The sequence below is a fragment of the Flavobacterium piscis genome (assembly GCF_031457575.1).
GTDB lineage: Bacteria > Bacteroidota > Bacteroidia > Flavobacteriales > Flavobacteriaceae > Flavobacterium > Flavobacterium piscis_A.
This window is the reverse complement of the sequence record NZ_JAVDWQ010000001.1, coordinates 497842-510458: the sequence shown is the minus strand read 5'-3', so window position 1 is coordinate 510458 and position 12617 is coordinate 497842. Positions and strand designations below refer to the sequence as shown.

At 32.4% G+C, this 12617-nt stretch carries 13 protein-coding genes and 1 tRNA gene; 8 read left to right on the top strand and 6 right to left on the bottom strand.

What is annotated here, in order from left to right; translation table 11 throughout:
• Position 1: 1 nt before the first annotated feature.
• Positions 2 to 718, bottom strand: coding sequence for a hypothetical protein (locus J2W48_RS02165; protein WP_310277364.1), 717 nt, complete (start codon positions 716 to 718; stop codon positions 2 to 4).
• 270 nt (positions 719 to 988) lie between these two features.
• On the opposite strand from J2W48_RS02165, the gene J2W48_RS02160 reads away from it, so the two are divergent.
• Both J2W48_RS02160 and J2W48_RS02155 read left to right on the top strand, forming a co-directional pair.
• Positions 989 to 1231: a hypothetical protein gene (locus J2W48_RS02160; protein WP_310277362.1), complete on the top strand. Its 243-nt coding sequence runs from the start codon at positions 989 to 991 to the stop codon at positions 1229 to 1231.
• 72 nt (positions 1232 to 1303) lie between these two features.
• The gene (locus J2W48_RS02155; protein WP_409025157.1) at positions 1304 to 2578 is read left to right on the top strand and encodes a DUF6895 family protein; all 1275 of its coding nucleotides are present in this window, start codon (positions 1304 to 1306) and stop codon (positions 2576 to 2578) included.
• 191 nt (positions 2579 to 2769) lie between these two features.
• Here the strand turns inward: J2W48_RS02155 and J2W48_RS02150 are convergent.
• Positions 2770 to 2849 (bottom strand) — tRNA-Leu (locus tag J2W48_RS02150).
• A gap of 297 nt (positions 2850 to 3146) precedes the next feature.
• Between J2W48_RS02150 and J2W48_RS02145 the strand changes: the two genes are divergently transcribed.
• From J2W48_RS02145 to J2W48_RS02130, 4 genes are all read left to right on the top strand, one after another.
• Positions 3147 to 4088 (top strand): ribose-phosphate pyrophosphokinase, encoded by a 942-nt coding sequence (locus J2W48_RS02145; RefSeq protein WP_310277356.1) that lies wholly within the window; start codon positions 3147 to 3149, stop codon positions 4086 to 4088.
• A 119-nt stretch (positions 4089 to 4207) separates the two neighbouring features.
• Positions 4208 to 4819 (top strand): 50S ribosomal protein L25/general stress protein Ctc, encoded by a 612-nt coding sequence (locus J2W48_RS02140; RefSeq protein ID WP_310277353.1) that lies wholly within the window; start codon positions 4208 to 4210, stop codon positions 4817 to 4819.
• Between the two features lie 606 nt (positions 4820 to 5425).
• Positions 5426 to 6052: an aminoacyl-tRNA hydrolase gene (pth, locus tag J2W48_RS02135; RefSeq protein WP_310277350.1), complete on the top strand. Its 627-nt coding sequence runs from the start codon at positions 5426 to 5428 to the stop codon at positions 6050 to 6052.
• Between the two features lie 137 nt (positions 6053 to 6189).
• Complete coding sequence (locus tag J2W48_RS02130) at positions 6190 to 6798, top strand: superoxide dismutase (protein WP_310277347.1); 609 nt, start codon at positions 6190 to 6192, stop codon at positions 6796 to 6798.
• Positions 6799 to 7216: 418 nt separating this feature from the next.
• On the opposite strand, the gene J2W48_RS02125 is transcribed toward J2W48_RS02130, so the two are convergent.
• Together J2W48_RS02125 and J2W48_RS02120 are read right to left on the bottom strand one after the other, a co-directional pair.
• Entirely contained in the window at positions 7217 to 9115 is a 1899-nt protein-coding gene (locus tag J2W48_RS02125; RefSeq protein ID WP_310277345.1) for an amidophosphoribosyltransferase, read from the bottom strand.
• An 87-nt stretch (positions 9116 to 9202) separates the two neighbouring features.
• The gene (locus J2W48_RS02120) at positions 9203 to 10126 is read right to left on the bottom strand and encodes a PfkB family carbohydrate kinase (protein WP_310277341.1); all 924 of its coding nucleotides are present in this window, start codon (positions 10124 to 10126) and stop codon (positions 9203 to 9205) included.
• Positions 10127 to 10372: 246 nt separating this feature from the next.
• Here J2W48_RS02120 and J2W48_RS02115 point away from each other — a divergent pair, with 246 nt between their 5' ends.
• Positions 10373 to 10930 carry a hypothetical protein gene (locus J2W48_RS02115; RefSeq protein ID WP_310277338.1) on the top strand — a complete coding sequence of 186 codons (558 nt, stop codon included), beginning with the start codon at positions 10373 to 10375 and terminating at the stop codon, positions 10928 to 10930.
• Between the two features lie 2 nt (positions 10931 to 10932).
• Here the strand turns inward: J2W48_RS02115 and J2W48_RS02110 are convergent, their stop codons facing one another.
• Positions 10933 to 11328: a hypothetical protein gene (locus tag J2W48_RS02110; protein ID WP_310277335.1), complete on the bottom strand. Its 396-nt coding sequence runs from the start codon at positions 11326 to 11328 to the stop codon at positions 10933 to 10935.
• Between the two features lie 32 nt (positions 11329 to 11360).
• Positions 11361 to 11978 carry an RNA polymerase sigma factor gene (locus J2W48_RS02105; RefSeq protein WP_310277332.1) on the bottom strand — a complete coding sequence of 206 codons (618 nt, stop codon included), beginning with the start codon at positions 11976 to 11978 and terminating at the stop codon, positions 11361 to 11363.
• A 251-nt stretch (positions 11979 to 12229) separates the two neighbouring features.
• Here J2W48_RS02105 and J2W48_RS02100 point away from each other — a divergent pair, with 251 nt between their 5' ends.
• On the top strand, positions 12230 to 12577 hold the full coding sequence (locus J2W48_RS02100) for a DUF6249 domain-containing protein (protein WP_310277328.1): 348 nt from the start codon (positions 12230 to 12232) through the stop codon (positions 12575 to 12577).
• Positions 12578 to 12617 lie beyond the last annotated feature (40 nt).

Sequence of the window (12617 nt, the reverse complement as noted above, 5' to 3'; positions counted from 1 at the left end):
ATTAAAATGCTTCAGTCATTGGATCAGCAGGAGGAATCAAGTTTCCATGATTTCTGGCCATAGCATCACTCGATGATGCAGTTGACAATGCCATTGGTTGATACTTTTGGGATTGATAAGGAGCAATTTCATTTTTCTGATCACGAGTGCTTCTTTTTACGGTAGAAACAAAACCATTAAATGTACTTGCATCAAGAGGATTAAAGTCTACATCTCCATTTAAATCCTTGTTAAATATTGTAGGGATCATAACCAAAGTATGTCTGGTTGCAAATTGTTTTTTTATCGGATCTGTAGCCATAAATGCAATATCTTCATTATATGGTTTTGTAAATTCTGAAAGTTCCGGATAGGCGGCATAATATATTCTTAATCCTAACTTATTATTTTTTTCAGAACTATTTTTCACTACGTTTCGTTCAATATGATATATAAATTTTTTTATAGTATCCAGATCAAACCAAATAGAATGCGCATCTGGCTCATGAATGTCCCTGCTTTTATTTATTGCAGTATATTGATTGTTTCTATATTGACTAATCATACCCTTAATTAGATTAGTCTTTAATGTACTAGGTCTTTCATTGTGAAAGTCATTGCAGATAGATGTTTCTTTGGCCCCTGATTCTTTAGATCCAAGCCAATTAAAGAATAAAGAAAATGCAAGTGCAACAAATAACACTGTAATGATTAATTTTTGTTTTGAGTCTGTTGTCATAATGAAATAGTTTTAGTTTATAAAGTAAGAAATTATTTAGCAAATAAAGCTAATCAAAATTATTTTAAGTTCAGTTTTTTCACTATTCCTGCATCCGTTAAATGACGGTATTGTTTTTAGTTAAATCTACAGAGTGATATTAGTTTATCGCCCATAGATTGATTCTGAGATAGTTTGGAGATTTGTAATGTTACTTTAATGCATTAAATAACAAAGTTCAACAGGGTAACCGAAAACTGTATAGAGTAGGTAATTTAAAATAAAATAAAAATGGAAAATCAATTTAAAAAAAACCGTCCATCTTTCAAAGCGGTTGTAGATGCTTTTCATGAAAGCAAAGTAATTAGTAGTGACATAACCTTAAAAGATCTGGCATCAGTTTCTGATAGGCTAACTAGTACATTAGGTGTTGATGATTTGGCTTCATGGACTTTTATCGGGCCTAATTTCGTGTATACCGGTAGTGATGATATTGCTCCGCCTGAAGTTATCATTAGAAGCGGCAAAGTTTAATTCACTATTCATTTACCAAAATAGCCTAATTATTAAATAAAGTAATTGGGCTATTTTTAATTATATACTATTATGAATGTATTACAAAACATTAGTAACGGAATAAAATCAAATTTGGATGTCTTTTCATTTGAAAACGGAATTACGGAGGATCGATATAAAAAATTTGCAGAATTAAGCATTTTTTTTAGTTATTGCTCATCAGGTAATTTTGGAAAAGATAACAATGATAGTGTTAAAAAGTTTCTTTTGGAAAAAATTAAAAAAATTCCGGCAGACGATATTTTTAAAAACCCGTATATGGTTTTTCATATTGCAATGCCATATGTGTTTTTGAGGAAATTCGAAAAAATCCATCTATTAGAGTCGTCATTAAAAATAATGCTTAAAAACAATTTGTTTTCTTTTGAAGTCCCGCCCCACAGACAAATGGAGTGGAATTTCATTAAAAATAAAATGGGAATATCAAATAAGTTCAGATTATGTAATCCTTCCATTTTAACCAAAAACATTTATGTATGTTCTGTAAACAGAGAAATTGCATATGCTATCAGTCATAGTTTGTTTTATATAACTGATTTTGGTTTTTGCCCTCCTCCGGATAATTTATTAAATATAAAAAAATTAAAGTTTCAGTTAGAATGCATGATTGTTAAATTCTATAAGGAAAATGATTTAGATGTTGTATTAGAATTAAGTGTCAATTATTTTTCATTAATAACTCAGATTGAACTTAGTTTTAATATTCTCCGTATTGTTGATGATTGTATTACTAGAAATTCATTTATAGAAAAAGAATATTCTGAAAAAGTCTTCATCAAAAAATACCATAGTTTATTCGTTATTGGAATACTTTTTTCCCAACTAAATAATCATTTAAACAACTCCAGCCTATCAATTAATGTGAGAAAAAAACTGGAAGAAACTCTTGATTCTACTGTTTTTTCAGGTAATAAAATTCAAAAAGAAAAGATTAAAAAATTAGATTTAGGTAACTCAAAGGAATTTTTAGCTTGGGAAGCTCTCTTACAACTTAAGAATAAGGAAATGAATAAAGAGGCATATACAAAGTATGTTGATTGTTTTGGAGTTAATTATTTTTTAGAATTAGAAATAATCTCCAACTTGAAATTATTAAAAAACAGAAATGAAAACAGTTTGCTTTGGGATAGGGAACTTGAATATTTTAAATTGGATAAAAAATCAAAAAAACTTTTAATAAAGGAGTATCAAAACAATATTGAATTGGAAATAAAATTTCATGAAAATAGGTGTAAAGATGAGTATATTGAGAATCCAATCACAATAAAAATAAATAATTATACAGGGATTATGGTAAAAAACTAATAAGAGATAATCATAAAGGTAGTCTTATTCAATTATAGTTTTGAGAAATGTTAATTGTAGCATTTTACCAAAATCGAAAATGTCGAACCACTCAAGTGAATGAAGTATTCAATGCTTTGGTTAGGAATAGCAAGGGTTCGGAAGTGCTTAAAACAAAAAAGCTGTCAAAAATGACAGCTTTTCCGTTAATGTACCCGGAGCCGGAGTCGAACCGGCACGGTTTCCCACAGGTGTTTGAGACCAGCGCGTCTACCAATTCCGCCATCCGGGCTTAGCAGACGAAAAAACAACTAATAAATCAGTTATTTTAACGCAATAGAATAAGTAATTATGAAGTCATAAGTGTGCTTATTCCTTTAACACGGTGCAAATGTAAAAAATAAAATTAAATGTGCTACTAAAAATACTTAAATATTTCCTTTCAGTGTCCAATAAATTTTCTAAATTTGCACCTCGTTAAAACGAAGCACACACAACTAACTACATCCGAGGCGTATACATCATTTGGCTAAGATAAATAACGTAGCCGAATTGTATGGAATGTTGAGGAATAAAACAACAAAATTAAATGTCGCACCTAGAACCAGAAGCTAAAATTTTTGCTTGTTCACAAAGTGTTTATCTTGCAGAAAAAATTGCCGAACAATACGGGATTCCGTTAGGTAAAGTAACGATGTCAACGTATAGTGATGGAGAATTTCAGCCATCTTACGAAGAGTCAATCAGAGGATTGCGTGTTTTTATCGTGTGTTCCACTTTTCCAACTGCTGATAATTTGATGGAATTGTTACTAATGATTGATGCGGCAAAACGTGCATCAGCAAGACACATTACAGCGGTTATGCCTTATTTTGGTTGGGCAAGACAGGATAGAAAAGACAAGCCAAGAGTTCCGATTGGAGCAAAATTAGTAGCTAATTTATTAGATGCTGCCGGAGCAACAAGAGTAATGACAATGGATTTGCATGCAGACCAAATTCAGGGTTTTTTCGAAAAACCGGTAGATCATTTGTTTGCATCAACCATCTTTTTACCATACGTAGAAAGTTTAAAATTAGAAAATTTAACAATTGCATCTCCGGATATGGGAGGTTCAAAAAGAGCATATGCTTACTCTAAGTTTCTGGAATCAGATGTAGTAATCTGTTACAAACAGAGAAAAGCAGCCAACGTTATCGATACTATGGAACTAATAGGTGAAGTAAAAGGACGTAACGTAATATTGGTAGACGACATGATCGATACTGGTGGGACATTAGCAAAAGCAGCCGATTTAATGATCGAAAAAGGAGCATTAAGCGTTAGGGCAATTTGTACACACGCTATTTTATCAGGTGGTGCCTACGAAAAAATAGAAAACTCGCAATTAAGCGAGTTAATTGTTACCGATTCTATTCCGTTAAAGAAAGAATCAAAGAAAATCAGGGTCGTGAGTTGTGCACCTCTTTTTGCCGAAGTTATGCACATGGTGCACCACAACAATTCCATCAGTGGAAAATTTATAATGTAAAAGGCTATATGCTTTAGGCTGTAAGCCGTAAGCTATTTCCCAATTACAAAAAGCCTAAAGCCTATTGCTTAAAGCTTACAGCAAACAAGAATATTTATTAATAACTATATTTTTTTACAATGAAATCGATTACAATTAAAGGATCAGAAAGAGAAAGCGTGGGCAAAGTGTCAACTAAAGCCTTACGTAATGCTGGAGCGGTTCCTTGCGTGTTATACGGAGGAAATCAGGCAGTACATTTCTCAGCGGAGGCTGCGGCATTCAAAAACTTGGTTTACACTCCAAACGCACACACAGTTGTGATTGAGCTTGGAAAAGGAAAATCATTCAATGCAATTTTGCAGGACATTCAGGTACACCCGGTATCTGATAAAATTTTACACATTGACTTCTTTCAATTATTTGATGACAAGGAAATCACTATGGAAGTTCCTGTGAAAATTGTTGGAGTATCAAAAGGTGTTTTAGCAGGTGGTGTTTTACGTTTGAACACTCGTAAATTAAAAGTAAAAGCTTTACCTAAAGATCTTCCTGATTTTGTTGAAGCTGATATTACTCCACTTGAAATGGGTAACAAATTGTACGTTACTAAAGTTGGTGCTCCGGAATACAAAGTGATGCACCCGGAAAACACAGTTGTTGCTCAGGTAAGAATCTCTCGTGCTGCTATGAAAGCTGCTCAGGAAGCTGCAAAAGCTGCAAAAGCTCCTGCAAAAGGAAAGAAAAAATAATTTTTTTCAAATCAATACAAAAAAGCATCAATCGAAAGGTTGGTGCTTTTTTTTGAAGATTTTACGATGCTAAGCTGCTGAGGTTCTAAGGCTCAGAGGTTCAAACAAAGTGAAATAAAATTCTGTGTTAATTCGTTCAAATCCGTGTGATCCGTGTGCTGTTAATTGCGCACCTTGCGGTTAATACAGATCAAATTATCTAATTGACGCATTTCCTAATTATCTGATTTTTAGGAGCAGAAACTTCAAGGTTTTTCAAGACCTGACGTTCCTGCCATTCGCTGTATCTTTTCCTGGCTAAAGAGCCAGCAAAAGGATGCCGCTTCTGTCAGGGCTAACGAGAGGTTTAGTTTTTTATGAGAAACGAAGTTACTAAGCTGCTGAGGTTCTGAAAAAAATTGAGAATAAAAAAGGCAGGCAATAATTGCAATCTTATTAATTGTCGAATATCCTTCCTTCGTCAGGATGACAATATTGAGGATAAAATCTGCTTAATCTACAAAATCTGCGTGAAACCCTTGCGCTCTTTGCTGTTAATGATACATGCAAATCCAATTATCTAATTGCCACATTTTCTAATTACCAAATTAACCCTATTTTTGCATCATGATAAAATGGATAACAAAACTGTTTTCATCAACACAAAAAGAAGAGAACACAGATTATATGAAGAAATATTTAATCGCAGGCCTGGGTAATATAGGTGCAGAATACGTAAATACAAGACACAATATAGGTTTTAAGATCCTTGATTTTTTTGCCAAAAAAGAAAGCCTATCATTCGAAACTGTAAAACTGGGTACTTTAGCGGAGTATAAATTTAAAGGAAGAACTTTTTTTCTTTTAAAGCCAAATACCTACATGAATTTAAGTGGAAAAGCAGTTAAATACTGGATGGACAAAGAAAATATTCCGTTGGAAAATATTCTCGTAATTACAGATGATTTAAACCTCTCATTCGGAACGATCCGAATAAAACCGAAAGGCAGTGATGGTGGTCATAACGGACTTAAAAACATTAATCTTGTCCTCAATACCCAACAATACACCCGTTTTAGATTTGGCATCAGCGACCAATTCAAAAAAGGACAACAGGTAGATTATGTTTTGGGCGATTGGGATGAAGAAGAAAAAGCAAAATTACCGGAACGACTAGAAGTTGCCGCTGAAATCATCAAATCATTCGGAACAGCAGGATTAGAAAATACTATGACAACTTTTAATGGAAAATAAAGATTTGCAGGTGTTTATGTTGTAAAAAAGCAAATTATCACTTAATTAAATTGAATTATAACGAAATAGTATTTTCTATTCCAAAGTTAAATGTTTAAATTTGGAATAAATTATTATAAATCATAAAATCATATATCATGGCTTTTGAATTACCACAATTACCTTATGCATATGATGCATTAGAACCACATATTGATGCACGTACAATGGAAATTCACCATTCTAAACATCATAATGCCTATACAACAAATCTAAATGCTGCAATTGCAGGAACAGATTTAGAGGGAAAAACAATTGAAAACATCTTAATCAATCTAGATAAATCAAACGCTGCAGTTCGTAACAACGGTGGAGGTTTTTACAACCACAATTTATTCTGGACAGTTATGGCTCCAGACGGAGGCGGATTGCCAACAGGTGATTTATTATCTGCAATTGAATCTTCTTTTGGAACTTTTGAAGAGTTTAAAGGGAAATTTGCTAAAGCAGGTGCAACGCAATTCGGTTCAGGATGGGCTTGGTTATGTGTACACAAAGGTGGAAAATTAGATGTTTGCGGAACTCCTAATCAGGACAATCCATTAATGCCGGAAGTAGGTTGCGGCGGAACTCCAATTTTAGGAATGGATGTTTGGGAACACGCTTATTATTTAAACTACCAAAACAGAAGACCGGATTATATTGAAGCTTTTTTCAATGTAATCAACTGGACAGAAGTAGCAAGAAGATTTGCTTTAGATAAATAATATTCTCAATTAAAATATAAAACCCGATTAGTTCAATATGAATTAATCGGGTTTTTTTAGTTTGTTTTTATTAGAAAATAAAAAAGGCGAAATTTCTTTCGCCTTTTTTGCCCCAAATCTTACCATAAACTTAACCTATTAATGCTATGGTAATTCGAATATATTATTAAGCCTTTTTTTACACAAATATTTTAGATGAAAGGTAATTAAATCCGATTAAGTAACTGATTTTTAATAGATTGTTGACTTTATTCCAATAAAAAAGGCGAAATTTCTTTCGCCTTTTTTGCCCCAAATCTACCATAAACTTAACCTACTAATGTTATGGTTCTTCAAAGATATACCAGCATTATATTTTTCCCAAACATATAGGGTGAAATGCAAATAAAACCGATGAAATGCACTTTTTAACTATTTTTTAATAAGCCCTTGCGTTTTTTCCTTCATAAAAGTTCATAAAGGCTCTGTTTACAACCCTATTTCCTCCTGGTGTAGGATAGTTTCCTGTAAAATACCAGTCACCCAGATTTTTAGGGCAGGCTGTGTGTAAATCTTCTACCTTTTGGAAGATGATTTTTACTTCCGCATTAATTTCCGGAGAACTCAGCATTTCGGCAATTTTAGCTGAAATTTCTTCCGGAGTAAACTGATCATAAATTGCTGTTACATAATTAACAACATCTTTATCAACATAATTCTCCTGTGCTTTGCATTTTAGATAAACTTCATCTACTATATGATATAAGTTTCTTTCTTTCAGTAAAGCCAATGCTGCTCTAAAAGCTACGAGGCCTTCCAGTTTTGCCATATCGATCCCGTAGCAATCAGGGTAACGGATTTGCGGAGCCGAAGAAACGATGACAATACGTTTAGGTTTTAAACGATCCATCATTTTAATAATACTCATTTTCAGAGTAGTACCACGAACGATACTATCGTCAATAATAACCAGATTATCGGTTGGTTTGATAACCCCGTATGTTACATCATAAACGTGGGCTACTAAATCATCACGGCTGCTGTCTTCTGTAATAAAAGTTCTCAGTTTGGCATCCTTAATCGCTACTTTTTCCGTACGGATTTTTACAGCCAGCAATTCCTGTAGTGTTTCTGCAGTAAGTGTGTTTCTGTTTTCTAAAATATAATTATTTTTTCTTTGATTCAGGAAATCCTGGGCCGCCTCAATCATTCCATAAAAAGAAGTTTCGGCTGTATTAGGTATATAAGAAAAAACAGTATTATCAGTATCGCTGTCAATAGATTCAAGAACAGCAGGCAGAATTAATTTTCCTAAATTTTTACGTTCCTGATAAATTTCAGCATCGCTGCCTCTTGAAAAATAGATTCGTTCAAATGAGCAGGCTTTTTTAACAGTTGGTTCCAGAATCTGATTCATGGAAACTTTACCGTTTTTCTTGATGATTAAAGCATTTCCAGGTTCAATTTCCTGAACACTTTCAAACGGAACATTAAATACAGTTTGGATAACGGGTCTTTCTGAAGCCACGACTACTACTTCATCATCCTGATAATAATAGGCTGGACGAATTCCTGCAGGATCTCTAAAAACAAAGGCATCGCCATGACCTAATAATCCAGCCATTGCATAACCTCCATCTAGGTTTTTAGCAGAGCGGGTTAATATTTTGGCAAGATCCAAACGTTCTGCAATTACAGGCGAAGCTTCTCTTTTTGAGTAGCCTTCCATTTTGCAGTCCTGATATAATTGCATCACTTCCTTATCAAGAAAGTGACCAATTTTTTCCATTACAGTAACGGTATCCGCCATTTCTTTTGGATGTTGTCCCAATTCAACTAAATTTTCAAAAAGTTCTTTAACATTTGTCATGTTAAAGTTGCCTGCCAGAATTAAATTACGGTGCATCCAGTTACTTTGACGTAAAAATGGGTGTACGCTTTCAATACTGTTTTTGCCAAAGGTTCCATAACGAACGTGACCTAAGAACAATTCACCAACATATGGAATTTCTGATTTTATTTTGTCTATATCATCTGCAATTTCAGGATTTGCAGTCAATTCTTCATTGATGCGGTCATTGATTTGTTTAAAAACATCTTGTATTGGCTGCGAATGATTCGAACGAACTCTGCTGATGTAGCGCTGTCCGGGCTCAACATCTAATTTGATGCTGGCAAATCCGGCACCATCCTGACCACGGTTGTGTTGCTTTTCCATCATCAGGTACATTTTTTGTATCCCGTAAAAAGCAGTTCCATATTTTTCTTTGTAATATTCAAGCGGTTTAAGAAGTCTGACTAAGGCTATACCACATTCGTGTTTTAAAGCGTCGCTCATCGTTTTTTGTATTTGTATTTGTGTGTTGTTGTAAGTTGTGCGTAATAACGTAATAAAAAAGCCCCGTGTTATCGAGGCTTTAGGGCATTATATTTCTATGTCAAACTGGGTTAACGACTTAAATTGTTGTAATCGAATCGCTACTTCGGTTTTTGTTAATGTTTCCATCCTTTCAGTTCCAAATTTCTCCACGCAAAAAGAAGCCAGATTAGAACCATAAATTATAGCGTTTTTCATATTGCCAAATGAGATGTTTTCACTTTGTGTAATAAATCCTGAAAAGCCACCAGCAAAAGTATCTCCTGCTCCGGTTGGATCAAACACATCTTCTAATGGTAATGCTGGTGCAAAGAAAACTTCTCTGTTATGAAATAAAAGAGCACCGTGTTCTCCTTTTTTGATTACCACATATTTTGGTCCCATTTCCTGGATTTTAGCTGCCGCTTTCAGTAATGAATATTCTCCTGACAGTTGTCTTGCCTCTTCGTCATTGATGGTAATAACGTCTACACGTTTAATTACATCAAGTAATTCAGGTAAAGCACAATCCATCCAAAAGTTCATGGTGTCTAAAACAACTAATTTCGGTTTTTTCTCTAATTGATCTAAAACACTGCTTTGCACTAATGGATGTAAGTTTCCTAACATCACGATATCAGCATCTTTGTAGTTTTGAGGTACTTTGGGTTGAAAGTCAGCCAAAACATTTAATTCTGTTACTAAAGTGTCTCTGGAGTTTAGATCGTTGTGGTACAAACCACTCCAAAAAAAGGTTTTACCGCCTTTTACTATCTCAATACCTGAAATATCAATATTTCTTGAAGTTAATAGATCTAAATGTTCTTGTGGAAAATCGTCTCCAACTACAGAAACAATGGCCGATTGCAAGTTAAAAAAGGATGCTGATAAACCAATGTACGTTGCAGCACCACCTAAAATTTTATCTGTTTTTCCGAAAGGGGTTTCAATCGCATCGAAAGCAACCGTTCCAACAATCAATAATTTATTCATTTTATGAATTTCGAATTAGGGTGCAAAGATACTTTATAAGTTACAATATTGCAATGGTTTGGGTTCTCAAAATTTTCATAAAAAAACAATAACGTTTGCGATGCTAAAACTATTGTAAATGAATCAATTATAATGAATTCTTTTGAGTGCTTAAAATATGATTTTCGGATTTAAATTGCAAGTTTTATTTTTGAGAAAAATGAAGAATATTTTTAGTTAGATTTGTTTAAATATAAAATTTCATTCATGAAAAGAGTTATAACCTTATTAATATTGTTTTATTTTTTTAATTCTTGCGAGAACAAAGAGCCTAATTTTTCTAAAGAAATGATTGAAAAGTTATATGTTACTGATGACGGCTTACCATCTTATTACCTTTCGCTAAATTTGTTTGTTTTAACAAATAATGATGAAATCTGTCAAACAAATAATCATGAATTATTCTTCTTTTTTAAAGAGTATTATTTTATGAAATATAAATCATTTGAAGATTTTTTAAATGCTATTTTAAATAAAGATTTTGTTATGGATAAAAACGTATTTAAAAACAAGAGATATTTTGATACTTTTAAATTAAATTCCAAAATAGAAAAAGAATATTCAAACTTAAGCTTTAATAAATTCTTGAAAAAATATTCCAAAGCATCAATTAGAAAAGGTGAACTTGAACTCAATAAATCAAGTTTAAATTCTGACAATTATTCAACAGTAAAATATTTTTTATATTTAAACAGATATGATGTAAGTTCAGATTGTTATATCGGAAAAGATTATATTCGAAAAAGAGAAGATTCATTTAAATAGATCTAAATCTCATACTTCTTATCAAAATAATTCTTCAATAATCCAACCTGAATCAAAATCATAAAAGGGACTATTAAAATCGAGTACAAAATATTTTTAGAAAAATGAATCCCTGAAAACAGAGTAGAAGCTTTCTCTGAATATAATTTTATGATTTCAAAATTAGAAATCTCATTGTTTGAATAAAAAGAATAAGCAGTCAGGGCAATTAAACAAATGCCAATAAAAATCCAGGTTGATTTTGAAATCAAAGGTTTGTAAATTTTATTTTTACTTTTTTCTGTTTCTAAAACATGAGACATTATTTTTGAAGTAAAGTCAATTGATGGTGATTGCAAAGCATTTTCAACCATCATTTTATTAATAAGATTTTCTATATTTTTATCTGCCTCTTTCATACGAAGATAATATTTGTTTTTAACGGAATATGTTATCGGTATCCTCCATTTTGTTTTTTTGGAATCTTACCGATTTCATAATACCCTACTATTTCTGGTTCTAATTGCTTTTTTAAAATTACGGATAATTTTTGTCGGCTCCTAAATAATTTTACCTTAACATTATTAGCATTGATGTTCATAATCTTTCCAATTTCCTCTAAACTCTGATCTTCAAAATAAAATAAAGTTAGTAAGAAATTTTCTTCACTCGGTAATAAATTCAAACAATTCTGAATCGTTTGCTTTCGTTCTTTTTCTTCTAAGGCACTTAAAGCATTATCCATCGTTTTAATTAAATGTGCCGAAAATTCATCTATAGAAATATTGTTTTCTTCTTTTTTATTTTTCTTCAAACGATCTAAACAAGTATTATAGGCTATCTTATAAATCCAGGTCGAAAATTTTGAGTCGCCTTTAAACTTACTTAGAGAGTTGTATGCTTTAATAAAAGTATCCTGTGCCGATTCTTCTGCTTCTTCTCTGTTTTTAACCATTTTGAGTGACAGAGTGTAAATCATGTCCTTATAACGATCGACCAACACGGCAAAAGCATTTGTCTCACCTTGTAGAATTTTATCGATATAGTGTTGATCTTTTAAAGCACTCATATTATATAGGACGACAGTTCTCTTATTTAGGTTACAAGAAAAAATAGAAAAAAGAATAAATTCACAACTCCAGCTTTCATTTAAAAAGTGAATTTGGTGTTGAGTTTTGACAAAATAAAATCAAAAGTAATTGATAGTCAGTGTTTTTTGAGTTTTCAATTTAAAATTTTAAAATTTTTGTATTTACTTGTAACCTAAATAAAGCTTGTCTCGTCCTATGGAGTATCAATCAATTATAAAACATAAAAATTATGGGACCACAAATTTTAATACCAATTAGTCTTTTCTTAATGATCTTTGGGATTTTTTATCTTATTTACACAACAAGAAACAGGGAACGTTTAGCACTGATAGAAAAAGGTGTCGATGCCAGTATCTTTTTAAAAGGAAGAAATAATGGTGTTCCTGCTTGGAAAATCTTTATTTTGAATACAGCCTTTCTTTTAATTGGAATTGGACTTGGTTTTTTTATTGCTTTATTTCTCTCAACTTACACACAAATGAATTCAGATGTTGTTTATCCGGCAACAATCATTACGATGTCCGGAGTTGGTTTACTTGTCGGATTTAACAGAGCTAAAGATTTAGATAAAGAATAAATGGTTTTAAGTAGCAGGAATAACGCGTCAGGAACGATTG

What these genes read in the sequence shown, in the direction of transcription:
- J2W48_RS02165 (WP_310277364.1), bottom strand. Translation starts at nt 718, where the DNA reads ATGACAACAGACTCAAAACAAAAATTAATCATTACAGTGTTATTTGTT.
- J2W48_RS02160 (WP_310277362.1), top strand. Translation starts at nt 989, where the DNA reads ATGGAAAATCAATTTAAAAAAAACCGTCCATCTTTCAAAGCGGTTGTA.
- J2W48_RS02155 (WP_409025157.1), top strand. Translation starts at nt 1,304, where the DNA reads ATGAATGTATTACAAAACATTAGTAACGGAATAAAATCAAATTTGGAT.
- J2W48_RS02145 (WP_310277356.1), top strand. Translation starts at nt 3,147, where the DNA reads ATGTCGCACCTAGAACCAGAAGCTAAAATTTTTGCTTGTTCACAAAGT.
- J2W48_RS02140 (WP_310277353.1), top strand. Translation starts at nt 4,208, where the DNA reads ATGAAATCGATTACAATTAAAGGATCAGAAAGAGAAAGCGTGGGCAAA.
- pth (WP_310277350.1), top strand. Translation starts at nt 5,426, where the DNA reads ATGATAAAATGGATAACAAAACTGTTTTCATCAACACAAAAAGAAGAG.
- J2W48_RS02130 (WP_310277347.1), top strand. Translation starts at nt 6,190, where the DNA reads ATGGCTTTTGAATTACCACAATTACCTTATGCATATGATGCATTAGAA.
- J2W48_RS02125 (WP_310277345.1), bottom strand. Translation starts at nt 9,115, where the DNA reads ATGAGCGACGCTTTAAAACACGAATGTGGTATAGCCTTAGTCAGACTT.
- J2W48_RS02120 (WP_310277341.1), bottom strand. Translation starts at nt 10,126, where the DNA reads ATGAATAAATTATTGATTGTTGGAACGGTTGCTTTCGATGCGATTGAA.
- J2W48_RS02115 (WP_310277338.1), top strand. Translation starts at nt 10,373, where the DNA reads ATGAAAAGAGTTATAACCTTATTAATATTGTTTTATTTTTTTAATTCT.
- J2W48_RS02110 (WP_310277335.1), bottom strand. Translation starts at nt 11,328, where the DNA reads ATGAAAGAGGCAGATAAAAATATAGAAAATCTTATTAATAAAATGATG.
- J2W48_RS02105 (WP_310277332.1), bottom strand. Translation starts at nt 11,978, where the DNA reads ATGAGTGCTTTAAAAGATCAACACTATATCGATAAAATTCTACAAGGT.
- J2W48_RS02100 (WP_310277328.1), top strand. Translation starts at nt 12,230, where the DNA reads ATGGGACCACAAATTTTAATACCAATTAGTCTTTTCTTAATGATCTTT.